The sequence below is a fragment of the Methanosarcina sp. 2.H.T.1A.6 genome, from assembly GCF_000979455.1.
In the GTDB taxonomy this organism is placed as follows: Archaea; Halobacteriota; Methanosarcinia; order Methanosarcinales; family Methanosarcinaceae; genus Methanosarcina.
Genome location: NZ_JJOY01000006.1, coordinates 32560 through 53600 on the forward strand (window position 1 = coordinate 32560; position 21041 = coordinate 53600).

14 protein-coding genes are annotated in these 21041 nt (G+C 43.7%); 3 read left to right on the plus strand and 11 right to left on the minus strand.

The features are described from left to right. Nucleotides 1-69: 69 nt before the first annotated feature. Both EO98_RS17355 and EO98_RS02240 read right to left on the minus strand, forming a co-directional pair. Nucleotides 70-822: an alpha/beta fold hydrolase gene (locus EO98_RS17355; protein ID WP_052734550.1), complete on the minus strand. Its 753-nt coding sequence runs from the start codon at nt 820-822 to the stop codon at nt 70-72. Nucleotides 823-998: 176 nt separating this feature from the next. Beyond that, the gene (locus EO98_RS02240) at nt 999-1643 is read right to left on the minus strand and encodes a TetR/AcrR family transcriptional regulator (protein WP_048141665.1); all 645 of its coding nucleotides are present in this window, start codon (nt 1641-1643) and stop codon (nt 999-1001) included. Between the two features lie 408 nt (nt 1644-2051). On the opposite strand from EO98_RS02240, the gene EO98_RS02245 reads away from it, so the two are divergent. Then, nucleotides 2052-2582, plus strand: coding sequence for a RimK/LysX family protein (locus EO98_RS02245; RefSeq protein ID WP_048141663.1), 531 nt, complete (start codon nt 2052-2054; stop codon nt 2580-2582). Between the two features lie 114 nt (nt 2583-2696). Here EO98_RS02245 and EO98_RS02250 read toward each other — a convergent pair whose 3' ends face one another. The 5 genes from EO98_RS02250 to EO98_RS02270 form a co-directional block, all read right to left on the minus strand. After that, on the minus strand, nt 2697-3605 hold the full coding sequence (locus EO98_RS02250) for a hypothetical protein (protein WP_048141661.1): 909 nt from the start codon (nt 3603-3605) through the stop codon (nt 2697-2699). A 651-nt stretch (nt 3606-4256) separates the two neighbouring features. Beyond that, nucleotides 4257-6461 (minus strand): DEAD/DEAH box helicase, encoded by a 2205-nt coding sequence (locus EO98_RS02255; RefSeq protein WP_048141658.1) that lies wholly within the window; start codon nt 6459-6461, stop codon nt 4257-4259. Between the two features lie 522 nt (nt 6462-6983). Beyond that, nucleotides 6984-8891 (minus strand): threonine--tRNA ligase, encoded by a 1908-nt coding sequence (locus EO98_RS02260; RefSeq protein WP_048141656.1) that lies wholly within the window; start codon nt 8889-8891, stop codon nt 6984-6986. Nucleotides 8892-9144: 253 nt separating this feature from the next. Then, complete coding sequence (locus EO98_RS02265) at nt 9145-10242, minus strand: AI-2E family transporter (RefSeq protein WP_048141654.1); 1098 nt, start codon at nt 10240-10242, stop codon at nt 9145-9147. Between the two features lie 698 nt (nt 10243-10940). Further along, a complete protein-coding gene (locus tag EO98_RS02270) occupies nt 10941-13211 on the minus strand; it encodes a phosphoadenosine phosphosulfate reductase family protein (RefSeq protein ID WP_048141652.1) in 2271 nt (756 codons plus the stop codon). Nucleotides 13212-13552: 341 nt separating this feature from the next. Between EO98_RS02270 and EO98_RS02280 the strand changes: the two genes are divergently transcribed. Next, entirely contained in the window at nt 13553-14836 is a 1284-nt protein-coding gene (locus EO98_RS02280; RefSeq protein WP_048141648.1) for an NAD(P)/FAD-dependent oxidoreductase, read from the plus strand. A 139-nt stretch (nt 14837-14975) separates the two neighbouring features. On the opposite strand, the gene EO98_RS02285 is transcribed toward EO98_RS02280, so the two are convergent. Beyond that, nucleotides 14976-16121, minus strand: coding sequence for a tyrosine/phenylalanine carboxypeptidase domain-containing protein (locus EO98_RS02285; RefSeq protein ID WP_048141645.1), 1146 nt, complete (start codon nt 16119-16121; stop codon nt 14976-14978). A gap of 489 nt (nt 16122-16610) precedes the next feature. Beyond that, entirely contained in the window at nt 16611-16796 is a 186-nt protein-coding gene (locus EO98_RS02290; protein ID WP_048141643.1) for a hypothetical protein, read from the minus strand. A 418-nt stretch (nt 16797-17214) separates the two neighbouring features. Between EO98_RS02290 and EO98_RS02295 the strand changes: the two genes are divergently transcribed. Then, nucleotides 17215-19908: a PAS domain S-box protein gene (locus EO98_RS02295; RefSeq protein ID WP_048141641.1), complete on the plus strand. Its 2694-nt coding sequence runs from the start codon at nt 17215-17217 to the stop codon at nt 19906-19908. A gap of 296 nt (nt 19909-20204) precedes the next feature. Here the strand turns inward: EO98_RS02295 and EO98_RS17360 are convergent, their stop codons facing one another. Together EO98_RS17360 and EO98_RS19495 are read right to left on the minus strand one after the other, a co-directional pair. After that, on the minus strand, nt 20205-20657 hold the full coding sequence (locus tag EO98_RS17360; protein WP_052735076.1) for a transposase: 453 nt from the start codon (nt 20655-20657) through the stop codon (nt 20205-20207). Further along, complete coding sequence (locus EO98_RS19495) at nt 20585-21040, minus strand: transposase (protein ID WP_082098436.1); 456 nt, start codon at nt 21038-21040, stop codon at nt 20585-20587. The genes EO98_RS17360 and EO98_RS19495 overlap by 73 nt, the downstream gene beginning before the upstream one ends. Between the last annotated feature and the right edge of the window lies 1 nt (nt 21041).

A 21041-nucleotide genomic window follows, 5' to 3' on the forward strand; every position in this document is an offset into this window, starting at 1 on the left:
TTAAAAAAAGAATAATTTAATTCCAATGTTCTGTGCACTTATTTTCGGAGTTTTTGTTTTTCGTTAATATCAAAAAGCATCGACTTCAGCTAAAAATTCAAGAGCGGGCTTGAGAAGCAAATTTATATCCTGTGATATGAACAGGTGGTCTCCTTCAACCAGGACAAGCTTTGCACCGGGAATCCCTTGAGCCAGCTCTTGAGTGATCTTCATAGAAACAGCCTGGTCCTTTGTGCCGTTTACAATGAGAGTGGATGCTTTGATCTGGCCAAGTAGTTTTCTGCCGTCGAAATTAAGGGGTGCTAAGCCTTGCCGGGCGAACGATTCGGGCGTTGGCGGATACTGCTGTTTGAAAAGAAAGTCTGCACCCTTCATCATCTGCTTTTTGCCTCCGGGCATTCTCCACATGAGGCTCCAGATCACATTCCTCGGAAAAGGAACCCTGTGGAATGCCACGTGAAGCACCAGGCTCTTGACACGCTCAGGGTATTTGGCAGCAAGCGTTAGGGCTATGCACGAACCCATGGAAGAGGCAATGAAGTGGGCCCGTTTTATCCCCAGTAAGTCTAAAAGACCTATTGTATCCTCTGCCATCATCTCAATTGAATAAGGGATATCCGGTTTGTCAGTCCTTCCCGAACCCCGGGTATCGAAGACAATTACCTTGTATTTTTGAGAATACTTGTCCAGATAATCGGCTTTTCCTTTTCCCTGAGTTATTGAGGAGATTTCAAATCCCAGTCCCTGTATTAACACCAGCGGTTCACCTTCACCGTGGATCTCGTAGTACATGTTTATGTCATTGACTTTTATTGTTGGCATAACTTCCCACCTCAATCACTTTTTAATTCTCGATCACTCTTTCATTCCCGATCACATTTTGATTACACTTTCAATAGCATCAGCTATCGCTATACAGGTGCAATATCCGTCTCTTTTTCGAGTTCCCGGGACTAATCTAATTAGTGTTTCTCGATGGCGCTGTTGCTCAGACCCGCTTAATCCACATCCGGGCGTTTTTCAATAGCGTTGCCGATAAAGAGAAGGAAATCTTTTACAAACTGATGGTAGCTGATTCCTTCGGCTTCGAGCATTATTTTCCAACCCGGGTCAAGGCAGACAATGCTGTTGGACATAAGGGCCATGAAAAAAGCCAGTTCCAATGGGTTAATGTCATTCCTTACCGTCCCATCAGCCATACCTTCTCTAAACACTCCGTGGTGCAGGAGAAGGTCTTCTTTCATGTGCTCCATAAAAGTATGCAGTTCTTCATTCTCCAGTTTCCTGAAAAGTTTTGGCCCGTTGGTGCAAACCATCTGGTAGTATTCCTTGTTTTCGTGGACGAACTCAAAGTACCTTTTTCCCATCAATTTTGATTTTTCCCGGCCAGATACCTTCAGGTCTGCACACTCCCGGAAAATCTCATGCAGCTCATCCATTTTGCGTAAAATGATGGCAAAGAACAGTGCATCCTTATTCTTAAAGTAAAGATAAAGAGTGCCTTTGCCAAGTTCCACTTCTTTTGCGAGCTCTTCCATGGACACGTTGTCGAAGCCCCTAAAAAAAAACAGCTTTTCAGCGGCATCGATAATAGCATTCTTCCTTTGTTCTTTTTCTCGTTCCTTTCTGTCAGTGGTTGCCATTATCTTCACCATTATGACTGATGTCCATAATATGACCGTCAGTCATTAAAAGATATAATGTGAATCAATATAAGGATTTCGTTTTATGTTGATTAGTTTGTGCTTTATGTGAATGAAACTGGCTATGCATAGTTATTGATGCTCGGAGAGTATTATGAGCTACTGAGCGTTATTAAAAGAGTTCGCGGATACTGTACAGCAAAGCAGATGAAAAAACACCTCAGTTTATAGAAAAATATCATGATGAAAAATAATACAAAACATGACTACTACATGAACAGAATTATCAGCCACATATAGGAGAATGTGGGTCTAAAAGTCAGTGTATCCAAAACTTGAATTTTCTTTTTTGATTAAGAAAAATTAAATAGGCTTCGATATTCAAACTCTTAAGAAGGGGATGCGAATATGGACGCTGAAGAAATCAGGGCTATCTTCAAGTTTTCAGCTCTGGAAAAAAATCTGATTTCCAGTTTTGAAATTCAAGAAGAGCTATTTCTTCCTTTTCTGCTTTCGCTAAAATCAGGAGGTTCATGGAGTTATGCCTCCGAAGACACAAAAAGCATTGCAGTAAAGGATGTGATCACTTATTACAATGAAGAGAGCAAGACCGGCTATACTCTGGAAAAGATATACCTCTTTATCGATCCCGAAATCATAAAGGAAGAAGGAGTCGTCCGCAGGCTGGAAAAATGCGGGGAAAGGGAAGAAAGAGACCTGGTCGAACGACCCTACTGTATAACCTTGCAGGCTAAAAGGGTGATACTTGCAGAGGTAAATCCAGCGCTCCGAAAAATAAGAGTCAGGGAACTGAAGAAAAAACACATACAACTGAAAGGCACCCCGGCATATAGCGCAGCTCATGAGCTGGAACATCTCGAAAAAGGTGAGATAAAAGGAATTCCTATCTGGACCTTTGAATATGTTAAAGACCAGTAAAAATAACAGAAAAAGATTAAATGGACATCAAAGTATGGGACTTACGCGGTTGAATCTTTTTTCTCAACTCTGTACAATCGCAATAGAGGCAAGTTCGATAATAACCATTTCCGGTTATCTGAGCTTTACACCTAAACGAATTTTATCTTTAACAAGATAGAAGAGGCCTCCATAAGAGAAAGCTGTAAGTATTGGGAATATAACGAGTCCTCCCTTGGCCGCTTCCGTATCCCCGTTCAAGAATTGAATTATGGCCATCATGTCCACAGCAGTTCCGAGAGTAATGAAGAAACCAAAGAACAGGAGCAATAATGAATATGCCTTTTTTGGTTTTGAAAGCATCAGGAATAGGGCTAGAAAACCTAATGGAATACTTATTCCAAGGTCAAGGTATCTGATGGTCCAGAAGGCAGTTGGAGTCGCTTTATATGAGCCATCGGGAAGGTCTCCAGTACTTATAACTTGCTGGATTTGAGATATCCACATCGCTGCAAAGAGCAGGAAAAACACGGTCATCAGAACCACATAGATTCGCAGACCTTTCGGTTTGAAGTAAGGAGCATCTGCTTCGGTAAACATGGATAGGCTGCCTAAAAGAAGGATGAGCCCGCCTACTAAAAGGATTCCAAAGAGCCACCAGTAGTCCTCAACATTGCCACTGTAAGCAGGATTGCTCCACTCCTGGCCAATCCCGATGGAAAGTCCTGTATACATTAATGTTATCGGTGTAAGTATCAGCAGGTATTTCGAGCCGGCCCTTCTGGCCAGACATAGAATCCCACCGATTAACAGTATAGGCGCGATCAGTACCAAATTTGCAAGGTCCTGTCCGGAGATCTGCCATATGCCAGATTGAGAGGTTCTATACTGTATTATTCCCTGCCCAACGGGTCCAAGAAAAGCGATCAAAACCAGAGTTGCTGCACAGAGGATTGCAGTTATTCCAATTATGTACCAGGGAATTAAGCACTCATGTGCTTGTTTACTTTTTGTTTCACATGGAATATTAAGAAAAGAAGTCATGCTTTACAATACAAATTTCTATACTTATATAGCCCACTTCTTTGTTTCATTATTCAGAGAAGGTTTGTAGTTCCCTTTTTTTAATGCCGTAATTTACAGTTATCTCCACTAAAAAGGATAAAGAACAGTATTTTTAGACATAACTCTTCGTATATTTGTGCAAAATCTCCATAGAGTATGCTTTCTTAGCCAATTCAACCTTATTCACTATAATAAACCATTCTTGTCACGCTCAACGGAGGAGAGCGGCCTGTCTCAAAAAGACGAAAAAGAAGAAAATCAGCAAACAATATTCCTATTAAATGAAGAAAATTAGCAAACAATAATCCATTTCTGCTTTTATCGCTTTTTATTGCTTTTCAAGCTTCATCTTCCTGTTTCCTCTCTTTTACTTCGTTCTTCTTCCTTCAGCTTCCTTCTGCTTTTTGTGAAGGGCCGCCAGACAAGCTGGCGGAGGCGCTTATATTCCATGTGTATTTTAACGCAGTTTCCGGGGTCAAATAAAGTGTTTATCTGGCTGGCGAGCCGATTTCTGTCCAGCAAGGCGCAGAAGATAAAAAAGATTCCTGCCGCGGATGTTCTGAATAATTTCAATCGATTGATAAGAAACCATCAGTGGTCAGAAATCATCAGCGGTCAGGAACTATCAGATCATTTTTGCCTGATTATATTCTTGACCCGCCTGTCCCATTCCGTGGACTCGAAAAGCTCCCTGAGTTCCGGAGAATCGTCAATAAAGCAGAAGCCCCAGTAAACCGAAGGCAGGAATTCTCTCTTCCACTGTTCTTTCTTCTTTTTATCAAGGAACTGGTAGGTTTCAGAAGATGATAGGCGGCTTACGAACCCGAGAACTTTGACAAGGTCTGGAATGTTCTTCTGGGCAGAACCGAGTTTCAGGCACTTGAGCCTGTAGCTGTCTATCTTCCTGATATCAGGATCAAATCCCAGGGTCTTTAGAATTCTATTTTTCTCGGGCATCGAAATGCGCTCACCATGGTACTTCAGGGAATTTAAGGCCTGGAGTTTAAGGAGCCATTCAACTTCCCCGAAGACCTTGGGCTTATGCTGCCTTGAAACATCCCCTAACCTGCGGTCTTCGTAGGCTTCTCTCTTGAGCTTGTTTATCTGGCCGGAAAGGTTCGCGAGCTCTTCTGCGTCTCTGAGTTCCCTGACCCTGAACCTTAAGGCGCCCCGCATAAGTTCCCGCTTTTCCCGTTCAAAGGCTCCGATATCCTTTTCCTCTGTGATGGCAAGAAGGCGCGAGAAATATTTTGCCCTCAGGGCGGTTGGGGGAAGCCTGACAGGGACCTCTACTGCCTGCACATCCTTTCCTTTACCCTTTCCTTTTCCCTTTCCTTTCCTGAAGTTGCTGAAGTCTACCTTGCTGATTTCGATTTTTCCTTCCTCAATTGCCCTGGCTGCATCTCCTTCGGAGAAAAGCTCTTCGAGGCGGATTTCAGGCTGGAGCATCTGTACCTGGTCAACTTTTTCCCCGTTGAAAACCCCTTCTCCGAAATGCTGATAGAGGGAGTCGATGCTGTCCGCGATTTCAAAGATGTTTCCCCTATACTTCCCGGAAGCCGGAGAAAGCCTTGTAACCCTTCCGACCTGCTGTTCAAAGAGCCGCATGCTCAGGGTTGGCCGCAGAAGGATAAGGGTTTCAAGCCCCGGAAAATCAAAGCCTTCGATCAGCATACCGACCGTGCACAGGACATAGGGCGGCTTTCCTGCTTCCCTGAAAGCTGCAAGAAGAGCACTTTGTTCTTCCTTGGGCAATTCAGAAGTCATAAAAGCGGCATATGTGAACTCTCCTTCAGGAGTATAATTCTCAAAATCAAGAGGCAATACCGGATCAGAATCCTTTTCCAGCTCCGGGGCAGAGATTTCCCCATTGAAAACCGAGGCAGTGAGTTTTGCATGAAACGCGTTGATTTCCTCTCCGTCCTCCCCGGCTCCATAGACACGTTTCCGGACAGGGGCGCAGAAAACAAGGGTCTTTGAATTTCTCTGCTTTACCAGCGAATCGTACACATCTTTTGCGAGCTGGGTTCTATGGATAACTTTTTTCAATTTGTCAACAGTGCTGCAGTCAAGGTAAAGGTCCTGCCTGTCAAGTTCATCCAGCCCTTTCTCAAAGTCAAAAATCTCAAATATATCCTCCGAACTTTCAGCAATCGTATACTTAAGGGGTGCAAGTTCGTCATCAAGGATACACTCAGGAAGAGTCTTTGCATAGACCTCCCTCATATCCCCGGCAATCTCATCCACGAATTTGACATTTCCGACTACACCCTGGAAAGGAGTTGCAGTCATCCCCAGGATTTTAGTCTGTTCTCCAAACTCATTGAGAAAGTCGTTTCCCCTGTTGTTTATGAAGTTGTGGATCTCATCCACGATTGCAATGTCAGTATATTCGAGAAGAAGTTCTTTGATTTCTGAGGCCTGTTTTCCGAGTACTGTCTGCAGCGAGGCAAAGAGCACAAAGCCTTCACCTTTTTCCTGCCCGGCTTTTTTAAGGGCTTCTGCAATCTCTTTTCTAGAGACCTTTTGTTCGGAAGAGAGAAGCGCACTATTGGGAAAGAGGGGCCTGTTTTTTTTCCTGTCATAGTATGTCTGGCTCAGGAGAGGGTTGTTTTTCGAAATAAGGAAAAGTACAAGTTTTCCTTCCTCATAATATTTATTCATTATATGTTTTGAAAGAAAGGTTTTGCCCCAGCCAGTGGGAACTTTGATATAGCCTCTCTGATGGGTTTCAAAATATTCCAGAATATCCTCAAAGATTTTCTTCTTATCTTCCCTCAAGGGCTCGAGCTCGACGGTTTCCATGCCGGCTGAGGCTTCATTTGAAATTGTCATCAGTACGCTGTCCTCACGCTTTTCACTCTATAAAATTTTACTTTATAAAATTATTTATATTCAATAATATCAGAAAGCTACCTTTCAAAAAGTTTTCCGGGAAACTGCATGCTCCATGCACAGGAAACCGTGCATGCAACTGGAAATATTCTAAGAATTAACTCCCCTGACTGCAAAATTACGGATAAAAAACTTCAGTCCAGAAAATCTGGGCCATCTCCTTTCGTTCCGAAATCGAAAAGAGCATTTTTGAACGGCTTTTAGTTAAAAGGAATCCCTTTTCAGTAATAAGAACTACGGCGATATAAGAATTGCGGCAGTATAAGAATTAATATAATATAAAGTTGTGGAATTTTAATTATACGGAATTCTAAAGAACATTATAGCACATGAACTCTAAAAATATTATTTTGCAGAAATTATGAACTGCAACAATTTATGTACGGAAAAGTCAAAGGAAAAGGCTCGTTGCAGAGATCCTCTGTCCTTTGATATCTTCCGGAAAAGGAAATTTGAAAGAGTTTAGAAGAACTTTGGTCTTGCAGAAAGATACTTTGCAAGAGGCAGCTTCCTGTAGGGCTTGCCAGCAGTTTCTTCTTTTATGCGGGTATTCAGTTCTTCCGGGGTCATCTGAACTTTTTTAGGCTTATCCTGTTCGGACTCGGCCCGGACGGTTACGTTAATCGTACCCTCCTCCAGTTCTTTATCTCCAATAACCACAACGTATGGCACCCATTCCCTGCCCGCTTCCCTTACCTTCTTTCCTATGGACAGGTCGCGGTCATCCACATCAACCCTGCAGTCCAGTTTCTTTGAAAGCTCTTCGGCAAAAGCGAGGTGTTTTTCGGAAACCGGCACAACCCTTACCTGAGTGGGAGAAAGCCATAACGGCAACATGGGGACTTTTCCATCTTCAGTTTCCATTGCAGCCTTTTCAAGGAGAGCATAGATACAGCGTTCGATTGCTCCGCTTGGAGAGCAGTGGAGAACGGTCGGTCTCTCCAGTTTGCCGTCTGCGCTCGCATAAGAGATATCGTACCTTTCGGCATTTTCCACATCGATCTGGACAGTGGAAAGGGCGCTTGCTTTGTCAAGGGCATCTACGAAATTAAACTCGAACTTGAGCACGAAGTAGAAGAAACGGGTATCCCACATTTCCACAAGCACGGGCTTGTTAACGGTCTTTGCCATGCTGACTACCAGGTCTTTATTAGACTCATAGAAGTCCCTGGTGAAACGGATGGCAACTTCATAATCATCAATATGGATTCCCACATTTTCAAGCACGTCGATGCAGAGGTCATACTGCTGCTTGAACTGGTTTACAGCCTGGCTCATATCCTCACAGAGAGTGTGCATATCAGGCATGGTAAAAGCCCTAAGTCTTCTCAGGCCTACGAGCTCTCCACGCTGTTCCTTTCTGAAACTGTAGCGGGTCATTTCGATCATCCTTAATGGCAGGTTTTTGTAGGAGATCGTCATGTCGTGGTTCATCAGGAATTGCCCGAAGCAGGCTGCAAAACGCAGGAACATCTGCCGCTTGTCAGACTCAATAGAATATTGCCTTGCAGGGAACCTGTCAAGGTACTTCTTGAGAGTCGGGTGGTTCATGTCATACATCAGGGGAGTTTCGACTTCCATTGCCCCGAACTCGGTTGCGACATCAAGCACGTAGTTTTCAAGGAGGGACTTAACAAACCTTCCCTTGGGGTAATAGCGCATGTTTCCGGAGTCTGACCCTGGCTCGTAGTCTGCAAGCTCAAGCCTCCGCATGAGTTCAACATGGGGAGGAGCACGCTCAACCGCCCTGCTTTTGGACATTTCATAATTCACAAACTTCTGAAGTTTCGGGTAAGGAGCGAGGTCAAAGCCCTCGATTTCATGGAGTTCCCCGTCCGGAGTCAGGATGCGCCAGTAGGACCTGGCAGTACCTTCGGCTTTCAGGGCTTCGGAAACTACCTCTTCTTTTTCCTCGACTGTCACAGTTTTGCATACTGCTTTTGCTGTCCCCTCGGGACGGATGCTCCTGGAAAGTTCGGAGAGGGGGTGCCCCTTACAGCTTACAGTAAAGGCTTTGTACCATCCAAAAGGAGCACGTTTTACCTCATATTTTCCTGAGAGGGCTTTCTCAATGCCTTTTAAGACCTCTACTGCTACTTTAGGAGAGGAAAGGTCAGAACTCAGGTGGGCATATGGATAAAGCATTATGCGGTCGGTTTTGACCTGAGCTGCAACCTTTTCGATTTCAGATACAGCTTTTTCTATGGCCTCTTCTGGATTAGCTTCATCCACGCTTTCCACAGCCGTAAAAGCGGTGAGGGCTTCCTCAAGTCTGCCTGACTTTAAGGACTCTTCTATTTTTTCAGCAACTGGAGTTTCTTTTTTGGTTTTGTATTCAATATAGTCAGAGTGAATGAGCAATAACTGCATTCTATCACCTGTGTTTTCTAAGCCGAATATGTGTTACGAATTGGCTTTTGTTCTGGATCAAACAGAGGCCCAAACAGTATTTTATGACTTAGTATTACAACTTAATACCAGGACCTGATTTCTGGACTGTTTGAGGTCTGTACCCGTCAGTAGATCTTGATTAAAGGAAGTTAAGAAGAATATATGACAGTCCTAACATCCTGCAATGATATAAAGCAATCCCTTTCTCCTCATTGAAATCTATTTTTATCAATCAGTCCTGGCAGGATTTTGTCAGATTCTTGAGGTAGAGGTCAGCCTGTGCTGCCATTTCAGGATGAATCTGTTCCTGATAAACTCTGTAAGCTGCAACGAGTGCTCCCAGAAGAATAGGGGCTGCAAAAAAACCTGCAACCCCTCCCACAAAAGCCCCTCCTAAGAAGGCGAGCATGAGCAGCATCGGATGGATCTTTGACCTCATGCCGGTCAGGAAAGGCCTGAGGATCAGTTCGGGAGGGCCATAAATTAGAAGGGAAGAAACCACAAAAAAAAGAAATGCACTTTCAAATCCCTGTTCAAAATAACGTATTAAAGCCATGGGTACAAGCACCATATACCCGGCAAAAAGAGGTATAACCGATGCTATGAAGATAAGGGTTGCAAGTGCCAGCACATGGGTAAATCCGAAAGCGTAAAAAACGAAAACTGAAGTCACGCTTACTATGAGGGCGGCATAAGCATTGCCTATGAAAACTCCTTTCAGGATAAGGTCCAGATGAGCTGCATAGCGGTTTGCAATTTCCTGATAATCTTCGGGTATCACGCCAAGAAAGGCACAGTAAAGCCTGTCCCCATCGGCAAGCAGAAAATAACAGAAGAAAATCGAAACTATGAAATTAATAATAAAGAGACCGATACTCTGGGCATATGAGATTAGCCCTATGCTGCCGACTGCAGGGAGCAGGGAGGTAAAGAGGTTCCAGATAGCAGTATTTATCCTTTCAACATATGTTTCCGGAATTTCCAGAGCATTTATGAAGTCTAAAATTCCGCCCATGACTGAAGTCTGGTGTTCAATAATCCAGGAGACCTGGTTAAGGATCTCAACAACTCCGGCTCCTACAATGAATACTATAGGGATGAAAATGAAAAGGCTGGCTATCAAAGCCCCTACTTTTCTATACTTTCCAAATTTCACCTGGATAGGCCGGGCAATATATGCAAAGACTATCCCGAGCACTATTCCGTCTGCCAGGGGCAGTAGGATCAGGAAAGCGAAGAATAAAAGCACAGCTAATGCAATGGCTATTCCTATTTTCCAGCGGCTGGCAATGAGCTGGCTGACTCCGTCGGGTGGGTAATTAAATCGCATTCTTCAGTTCCATTATGATAAATAGATGATAATCATTCAATCAATTAAATAAAGGTAAATATAATCAAATTCATGAACCGGAAACAAAGGTATTAAATAAGTCCGGATGTAAGCATTGTTGAGCTCAAAGTAAGATATAAACATCATTAGACTCATTAGTATAAAGTTTAGTTAGTGCATGGGGAGCTCGGTCAGGTAAATAACATGATAATCAGGTATTATCGGGACGTTTCTAATATGTGTGACCTGAAAGGGCCTGGTAAGATTACAGGTTTAATATGAAAATATAATTAGAAACTATTTAAAAATATCATCGGCTTATGAACAGAACAGCAAATTCAGACCTCAGGATTCGAATTTTGATCATTCAGGTTTTTGATTATCCAAATTCAGGTTTTTGATTATCCAAATTCAGGTTTTTGATTATCCAAAGTACTGGTTACCCGATGCCAAATGGTTGATTTTTGATACCTGATTTTTCCAGCATGGTTGAAGATTGCGTTCTAATTTGCTCAAAACCGGTGGGTTTAAGCCGTGCCGGGCGTGGGACAGAACAGATAATAGATGCCAGTTCAGTTGTCCGGAATGAAACTTCCCGATTAACTGCTGACAATCATAGTATTAATACTCATTTTTTAAGATTCATTTTTTAAGATTCATTTTTTAAGATTCATTTTTTAAGATTCATTTTTTACCGTTCAAACTTTTAGTTTTTCATCCAGACCGGGAACAAGTTTGTCAAAATACCTGGTTACCACGCAGGACTCCATGCATTTTCCACACCTTATACAGGTTTCACTTACATGAGGCTTTCCTTCTTTTATCGAAACCGCTCCGACAGGACAGGCTTTCTCACATATACCGCATCCTGTACAGCGGGAAAGCCTGACAAACTGTTTTGCAGCTTCTTTAAAAAGGCAGACAGCTTTTTCCTTTGTTTCCGAGCTTACGAGCAGGTTTCCATTCGAAAAAAACTTCACGGTTCCGGTTCCGGTTTTGACCAGCAGCATGCCTAGTTCTTCTGCATAAACAGTATTTCCAAGCACATTGATGAAATCCGCAGCTTCTTTTTCCCTGATGCCCCGGACTCCTGCCTCGACAGAAAAGCCTCCTGCTTTGCAGGGGGAAATTCCTCCCACCACCTCAATTTCAAAGTCTTCAGCTTTTTCTTCCGCAAGGACAGAGATTCCAAGTTCCTCTGCCAGCCTTAGCATTTTCGGAGGCAGCTCCTTCCAGCGCCAGAACCCATGCTCTACGAACTTTTCCGAAAGCCCGTGCTTTTTTGCCCACTCAAGCAGGAAGGCGTTCCACCTGGCGTGCATCTCAGGATGCAGTTCTTTTACCCTGGAATATTCGGCAGCAAGGGCAGATGGGCAGAGCCAGCACCCAACCCTCTCAAAGCCCTGGTCATAGAGAGGATTGTATGAAAGCCCTCTCCAGTGGATATATAGCCAGACTTCAAGCGCACGCCAGTCCCTTATAGGGAAGATATTGAGCTGCGCCGGGACGAAGGGATTTGTCTCACTCGCCGCAATTCTTGCCCTTGAAAAGGATTCATGCTTTCGCTTGCCGTCTATTGTCAGATAGGCAACTGCATTTGCAGCCTCCTTTCCTGAAAGGGAACAGGCTCCTTTTCCTGCTTCCAGGTCTCCTGCCGAAGCCAGTTTGCAGACCTTGCAGCACCAGCGGAAATCCTTTGCAGGAGGCCCGAATTTTTCTACCTGCTCCCAGAAAGCGGAGCCGGAACTCATTTCTTCAAGAGGGACTTTCATTTCGCGGCATAAATCCCGTGCAAACTCCACAGTTTCAGGGAATTCGATCCCCGTGTTCAGGAAAAAAGCCTTAAACTCCCTCTGCTTGAGGGCAGACTTTGCCAGGTCCAGTACCACGAGACTGTCTTTCCCCCCACTGAAGGACACATACACAGGCAGATCCCGATGCTCATTTCTGGAAATAATCCCGCGGATGGTGTTGATGGCATTTTTCCCCAGGACCTGCAGGTGTTTTTTGTTAGCTTCTATGCATGCCCCTAAATCCGGAATCTCGGGATGCAGGAACGCCTCGCTGCTGTCAACCTTTCTGACCCTGATAACTTTTGTTCCGGTTTCGGACGAGGATTCGGCTTCAGAGGGGGATTTGGTTTCGGATGAGTATTCGGACTCAGATTGGGCTCTGACTTCAGGTTGAATTACGGTCCCGGATTGAGCTTCGGGTTTTGACAGGCTCTCCATGCCTGCGAAATCCGCACCGTCGATGTAAGAAATTCCATATCCGCTAAGGCTGCCCGCAGTCACAAGGACAAAATCCCCTGCTTTGATGTTGCCGGCAAAAGATTCTATAAGCCCTGGTGCTACGTTTTTTCCATTAAGGTGTCGGTTTGTTTTCTTAAGCTCGACTTTTCTGCCTTCAGCAGACTTGAGGAGGATTTTTGCACCCTGAAGAGAAGGCTCAAAGCTGTAGTCCATTTCCGAAAGTTCGAAACGGAGCACTCCAAAAATAAAACCGTCTACGATAACCTCGTCAGTTTTGTCTTCTCCGGGAATTTTGTTAAGGAGAACAAATCTGTCTCCCAGAGGATCGCAGCCGAAGGCTGAAATTAACTGCTCTGCCAAGACTTCCCTCTCATAGGGGGAACAGAACCTGACATCTGCCGGCTGGGAAAGATGGAGTATATCACCTTTACCGCCACAGATCCCGCACTCTTCCCCTATGAGCGGCAGGTTGCACTTCCTGCACCAGAAAATGTAGTCATCTTCATATTCGAAACGAGGAGAGGATTTTTTCTTTGAAAGAGCCGGATCCGGATGCCTTTCAGAGCCAGAGCTTTTTCTGGCAGTGGATTTGTTATTAAAATCCCGGGACCTGTTTTCTGCCCTTTTTTCATGGGTCTGAGGTCCCTTTCTGTCCGAATTGTTTCGTTTTTGTTTTTGTGAGCTGGAAGTCTGGTATTTTTCTTTTTTCTGATGCATGGAAGCCCTGACCGGTGGTTCGAAGAAATGGTTAAGTATCTTATCGTTCAGTTTTCAGCAAGGATGCGTTTATCGATATATCAATATTTTGAGAGAAAGTATTAATGCTTTGAGTGAAGGGAAAGATCCTATAAAAGAAAACACGATAATACTTTCTAATACTTTCAAAAACCCTTAAAGTATAACTTAAAGTATAACTTGGATCTTATATTTAAATTGTTATTTTAACTGATTATATGAATCAAGAATATATTAAACTTCCTGAGAAGGCATTAAAGTTTCCCTGGAAGACATTAAAGCTTTCCGCAAAAGGTAAGCCTGGTATTCGAATGTGATACGGTATGAAATATGATGTTGTTGTGGTAGGAGCTGGCCCTGTGGGCTCCACTGCCGCCCGCTATGCGGCAATGAATGGGGCAAAGGTCCTTCTGCTCGAAGAGCACTCCTCAATAGGGTCTCCTGTCGGCTGTACAGGGCTTCTGAGCACGAGAGCCGTTGAAGAATGTGACCTCAAGCCTTCGGACGAATTTGTGTTCAATTCCGTGCGTGGGGCTTTTGTGCATGCTCCTGATGGGCAGTACCTGCCGATTGATGGAAAGCAGACAAAGGCGTATGTTGTCTCCCGGAAAAACTTTGACCGCGCCCTTGCAGTAATGGCTGTAGAAGAAGGTGTTGAGCTCTCCCTGAAAACAAGGGCTGTAGGATTTGAAAAAGAGAGCTCTGAAGCCGGAACCGGAACAAAAGAAAATGGAACAAAAAAGAGCTCTCCTGTAAAGCTCAAAGTACTCAGGAACGGAAAGCCTGAAACCATATCCACGTCCGTAGTTATCGGGGCAGACGGGGTAAAAAGCCGCATAGCCAGTTATGCAGGCCTTGGAAAACCTGCGCGCATACTTCCCGGAATTCAGATCGAAGCTCCCTATGCCTCGGATGACAGCGATTTTGTTGAGCTGTTTCCAGGCTCTTCAGCCCCCGGTTTCTTTGCCTGGACCGTGCCCCTTGACGAAAAGGTCTCGAGAATCGGGCTTGCGCTTGAGCCAGGGCTTGCGCTTGAGCCAGGGCTTGCCTGCAAAATCGGGCCTGGCGAGAATTCCCCGCTTTCCTATCTTGAAAAACTCCTTTGCTCAAACCCACACATAAAAGAAAGGTACTCAGGAGGCATGCTTGACTTTGTGGTTGGAGGGATTCCAATCGGCCCCCTGGAAAAAACATTTTCTGACGGTGTCCTGCTCGCAGGCGATGCTGCAGGGCAGACTAAACCCACGTCAGGAGGCGGCGTCTATACGGGAGCTTTTGCAGCAAAAATTGCCGGAAAAATTGCAGCTGAGGCTGCCCTCGAAGGAGACACCTCTGCACGCCGGCTTTCCGAATACGACCGGCTCTGGCGAAAGGGCCTGGCAAAAGAACTCGAAGTAGGCATGAAAATCCATGACTACATGGGAAAACTTGAAGACAGTCAGTTGAATGAACTCATAGGCTCGTTAAACACCCCTTCGATTCTGAATACAATCACGGAGTACGGGGATATGGACCACCCCTCTGTCCTTATGAGGAAGCTGATGTTTTCAGGAAACTCTTTGAGGCTCATGAAAGCTTTCGGGACATTTGTAAAGACACTCTTTTGAAGAAATCAGCATTTGAAGTGTGAGAAGATGCAGAAAGTGCCGGTATAGAGGTGCTGGCTTTATACTGGAGTGCGGGGCAGGAAATACTGAAGAATACCAGTCAGATTTCCCTGAATAATTTCTCCCATTTAACTAGGGATCACCGAAAATTAGAGAAAGACGGATTTGCCTCAGGCAGGTAGCGCGGCTGTTTGAGAAATCCTTCTGCCAGCAGGTCCCTTGCCAGTTCGAAGTGCCGGAGCCCTATCTTCCCACAATAAAGGACCTTTAAAGCCTCCTGTTCAGAGGGCTGTTTTTGTAAAAAGGCACTTACTTTTCGAAAACCGCTCAGGTAAACACAATCTTTGGTGTAACCTCCGGGCAGGGAGGTATCGTGAAGTCCTCTTTTGACTCTCAGGGCAAAGGTAAAAGCCTCTTCGGGGGAGAAATAGCCAGTAAGTTTATCCACAATCTCTGAAAACGAAGCTTCATTACATATCGCAGCAGCCACAACCCTTGCGCTGTATTTTTTAAGGTTTTCCGGCACCAGAAGTCCATTTTTCGATTCATTGTAGGCCGCAAGCTCCTCTTCGGTTTCCATATACCCCGGAAAACCCGAGCGGAAAAGCATAAGAGGCTGGAATTTCCCGTTTTCTGCCCGAAAGACGTGCGTCCCTATTTCATGGCAGAGATATCCTTTGATTCCGGCTTTTGAAAAATGGGACGAAAAATCGATGTGGATTTCACTGCAGGCCGCATTTACTGCCATTTTCACTCCTCCCCCATCTGCAGGCCTGACTTCCCATTCCAGCCCTAAGCGCTTTAACTCCGTTTCAAAAACATCTCTGACATCTCCAGGGCTCAGGTTTTTCTCCACCTGCTCATTCTTTAAACGCTCCAGGTTTTTCTGAGCCTCCAGGAGAAGGGATCCGGAGGGGAGTCCGTAAAAGGCCGAAAGCTCGTTCCCGAAATCCGGGGAGTCCCTGTGAATCAGAAGGTCATGAAAGCGAAGGAGGTAATTGATTTTTTTGATGTAGAAAGGAGCAAAAACAGAACCTTTACAGCGCTCAAGTTTTTCCCTGATTTTTTTAAGATCCCTGCAAAAATCCCCTACTTCCGGCCCACAGCTTTCGTACTCGAAGACAGGATTGTAAGTTTTGCCTCCAGCGTATGCCCTGAGGAACTTCTCTTTTTCCTTTCTGGCATTCACAGGGTTGAGATAGCGCAGAATATTCAACTGCTTTTCTATATCAAACAAGCGCCTGTCGTATTTAAAAACACACTTTTCCGACTCTGCTACAAGCATCCGAAACCGTTCCCCTCAGTACATCTTTCGAACTTCGTCTCCTGGTATATTTATTAGGGGCAATTAAGGGCTAATCAGTAAAGAACTACTCTCTGGCAAGTGGCAAAAATTAAGAAAATTAGCACTTTTAAGTATACATTCACTCTTTTTTGGATAAATCCCAATCTTAAATCGAACCCTAAGTTATAAACGAGGACTCTGTTTTTCAAATTTCCTATATTTATTCCCTGGCAACACGGTTGATACTAAACGGTTGATATTTGGTATCAGGTTTCCAGCCTGCCTAATGTTTTTGTTTTTATCTACGGTACGCAGGTCGGCTCAAGCAGGACTCAGCGCGTGGAAAGAAAAAACAGCACTTATGTACCTGTTCTGCAGGCCTCAAGCTCACTCCTGAAATGGAATCGTTCCCGGAAATGCCCCTGATGAGGAGCTTCCAGGGAAAATTTTAACAAAATATGATTATGTGTGATTATGAAAGTGTAAACCTTACTTACCAGCCTCTTCCAGTTTATTCAGCAGGTTTCTTTCGAAGTTCAGGACTTTCCTGATTACTATCTTTTTGGATCCGAGTGCAAGGTCCTCATTTTCAGGATATTTTTCTTTTATATACCCGTAAAGTTCCATAACACTCATATCATCAAGTTTCCTTTTGAGCTGGTTAAAGTCTTCCATAAAAGATACCCTCATTTTCAAAAAGCGAAATTCTGTATAGATTTTTACGTACCTGCCAGCGTATTCCCAAACGTATTCCAGAGATCCGTTGCAGGTGCCTGCCAGTATTATATACTCTTAATGACAGGCTTTTTATATATATTCATGTTCAACTGCGAAGTTGTGAATAATATCACTCCATACCCCCACTCATTTAACTTTTTTAAACTCATTTCCAAAAATTAATATGTCACTTACTTTATAATATATGTGACTGCCGGATAGGATTTTCATAAAAACGAATCCCGGAAACCTGGAGCCCTGGGTAAGTAAACTCAAAATCCGGAGAAGAAAACTAAGAAAAAAAGGCAGGAACTTAAATGCTGGGGTAGATAGCATAAACTTTACTGACAGAAAAAGTGAAGCAGAAGAAAATTGGATGGAAGAATTTCTTTTAAACAGCCCCAACCCTGTCCTGAGGATCAAAAAAGAAGGATTTATTCTCTATGCTAATGAAGCAGGAAAATCATTGCTTGAAACATGGGAAAGCGGGATCGGAGAGAAAGTTCCCATAAAAATCCGGAAAACTGTGCGGAAAGCAGCCTTTAAGAAAAAGTCCGAATACCTGGAATTTGAAGCAGGCGAAAAAATATATTCAGCCACTTTCACACCTTCTTCTGACGGGAAATCTGCTATTCTCTACGCATCGGATGTCACTTCTTCTAAACAAGCCGAAAAAAAACTATCTTTAAAACTATCTCTTATAAATAGGCATCACGAAGTCCTTTCCCAGGTTGCCGAACTGGCTCTCAAAACCCCGGATATCCGGACCCTGCTGAACGAATCCTTAACTTTGATTGCTGCTACGCTTGACATAGAATATTGCAAAATTTTGAAACTTTTGCCTGATGGAAACTTTCTGTTTGAAACAGGAATCGGATGGAGTATCGAAGATATAGGTAAGGTTATTAAAAGAGATGCAGCTTCGACTGCCGGGTACACAGTGTTTTCAAAAATACCTCTCCGGATGGAAGAATTAAACAGAAAGGGTTCCATTGAGGGGATGGGACTCAAAGGATATCAGGAAATAACAGGTGGAATAAGTGTCCTGATAGGAAGTGTTGAAAAACCCTATGGAGTGCTGATAATTCACAGCACAAAGAAAGAGAAATTTACAAAAGAAGATACTTCATTTTTGGATGGCGTTGCATCCCTTATCTCGTTAACCATTGAACGAAATAAGGTAGAGGGTACCCTTCAGGATAAGATCCATTTTCTTGAAATTCTGCTTGATACGATTCCTGCTCCCGTATTTTATAAAGACAGAGAAGGGATCTACCGCGGCTGCAACGAACTCTTTGCGAGGATGATTCTTGGCAGCTCAAAGGAAATGGTAACAGGATACTCTATAGATGAACTCTCCGAAGCGATTCCAGCGGAACAGGGAAATTTTTTCAAGAGAGTTGACCGACAGCTGCTCCAGAGAGGAGGAAGCCAGGTTTATGAGTCCAGGGTCATGTGCTCTGACGGGATAATCCGGGAGTTCCTTTTCAATAAAGCCGTATACAGAGGTCTTAATGGGACTGTAGGAGGGCTTGTAGGAGTAATGCTTGATATAACCGGACGCAAACGTACCGAAGAGAACCTGTTAAAGAGTGAAGAACGATATCGTTTAGCTACTGAACAGACAGGGCAACTGATATACGAATTTGACCTGCAAAACGGACATGTTGAATGGGCAGGGGCAGTCACGGAACTTACGGGTTACAGCTACAGCGAGATGCAGGATTTTACTTACTATGACTGGCTTGATCATATTCATCCCGAAGAGCGCAGGAGAGTGCAGCAGGAATTTAAAAAGTGCTGGAACACCGGAGAAAAGTTCAATGAAGAATTCAGGTTCAGGCGGGAAGATGGAAGCTATTTTTTCGTGGAAAACAAAGGCGTCTATCTGAGGGATGAAGAAGGCTGTGTATGCAAAGCCCTTGGAGTGATGAAAGACATTACTGAAATCAAACTTTCCTCGGAAAAACTGAAGGAAAGCGAAGAACTCTACCGCTCATTCTTACAGAACTTTAAAGGGATCTCATTTAAGCTGGACAGGGATTTTGCCCCTCTCTTTCTGGAAGGGGTTGTTGAGGAAATAACCGGGTACACAGAAGAAGACTTCATCTCCGGCAGAATCCATTTGCCTGATCTCATTGATCCGGAAGATAGGTCACTACTCAGTATAAGCCGGGTAAAAATGAATTCTTCCCCGAACTCCATTATGGAACATGAGTACAGGCTCAGGCGGAAAGATGGAACTGTAAAGTGGGTTCATGAGTTGATCCATAACATCTGTGCCGCCTCAGGAGAAACCGAATTTATCCAGGGCTATGCTTATGATATTACTCTGAAGAAAAAAGCCGAGGAAACCCTTGCAAAAGCCGAAGCTATCGGTATGAGGGAAATTCACCATAGGATCAAGAATAACCTTCAGGTAGTTTCGTCCCTGCTCAGCCTTCAGGCTGATAAGTTCAAAGATAAAGATGTTATTGAAGCCTTCAGAGAAAGTGAAAACCGTGTTGTCTCCATGTCCATAATCCATGAGGAGCTTCATAAATCCGAGGACACTACAAGCATAGATTTTGCAGCTTATCTCAGGAAACTAACCTCTGACCTTCTGTACTCTTACAGGGTCGGAAACGAGAAAGTCCGGCTTTTTCTTGATATAGGCCATATATTCCTCGGGATCGACACAGCAATTCCCCTCGGAATAATAATCAACGAACTTTTCTCAAATTCCTTGAAATATGCGTTTCCGAAAAGTGCCGAAGGGGAGATAAGGATTTCACTTTGCAGACAATCTGAAGCCCTGGGGCCTGGCAGTGCACCCCACAGAGACACCACGATATCCGACAGAGACACCGCTATAACAGATTCAGGGATGTACTCCGGATTTACACTGGTTTATTCGGATAATGGGGGACGTTTTCCCGAAAATATCGATTTTAAAAACCCCGAGACCCTCGGTTTGCAACTTGTGAATGCTCTGGTTGAACAGATCGATGGCACTATTGAACTTGAGAACGGAGATGAAACAAAATTTACTATCAGGTTCGATGATAAGGGGCTTCCCGGGAAGAGCTGAAAACAATTCTGCGTACAACCCTCATTCTCCATACTGTGTCGTTCGAAAAACGGTTTCCGGGGTTTAAAGGAAGTATCTCTTAGCTCATGATGTATCTAACATAATACCAGGTTTTTTTAATAGTATTATGAGTTACGCAGTTGGCTCTTAGCATATCGTTTTTAACAACTTCCCATATATATGGATTAATTTAATGTGTACAGGGGGTTATTTAAAAATGCTGTCACTGCCGCTCTTCTAATTTTCATAGCACTTTCAAACCATGATATTCCACTTTTGATTCTTTGTAATTCCAGTCAAAGAAAAGCTCTTAATGAGAATATTATATGTGCTCTTTGTGACTCTTCCTTTCTTGCCTGACATTTTTCCACACCACATAACTGCTTTATTCCTCTGTGGTATTCCTCAATTTTCCAGGCCTTCTTTGCCACATCTTCACGTTTTGATTCACCCATATCCTGCACATCTGTAACCCGGTGTTGCGTGTCTCCATCTTTTGAAACAATCCGAAACACCTTTACAAATCCATATGTTTTGAGATGAAACACAAGTCCTTTTGGAGGAATGTCTACTGTTTCAAGGGGCATATTTCCCTTGTTGTCAGGATTTACCGAACGATTTTTCTTTAACCTTGTAAGGAAATGCCATTCTTTCGTCCTAATGGCTTTAAGATTTTTCACACTTGCATACCATGTATCAAACAAAACGAATTCTGGATTAAAACCACTTTCTTCGGCTTTGTCAAACATATCGAGGAAATGGTAATTCTTTGTTTGTCGTCTTCATCGATGTTATAAATTCGAAAATCGACAGGTATAACGGTTGTACCGTTTGTCCAACTTAAGGTAACCAGACCTATCCCCTTTACAGTACGATGATGTTTTCCACTCCACATACGATGAACAAAAGCCATTTCTTTTGCGTATGGTTTATCTAATGTTGAATCATCAACAATTAAAAAGCCTTTCTTAGGCTTGAAATGATTTTTTACTTCTTCCCATAACGCTTCCGTGTCTGGGGGTTGCCTTTGAAGGCAACGAGTGAAAGAATCATGAGAAGGAGCATTAGCTACGTTTGGATAACATCTGGCAGCTTCAGTGCAACTAAAAACGTTAGAACCCGTAATGAGAATA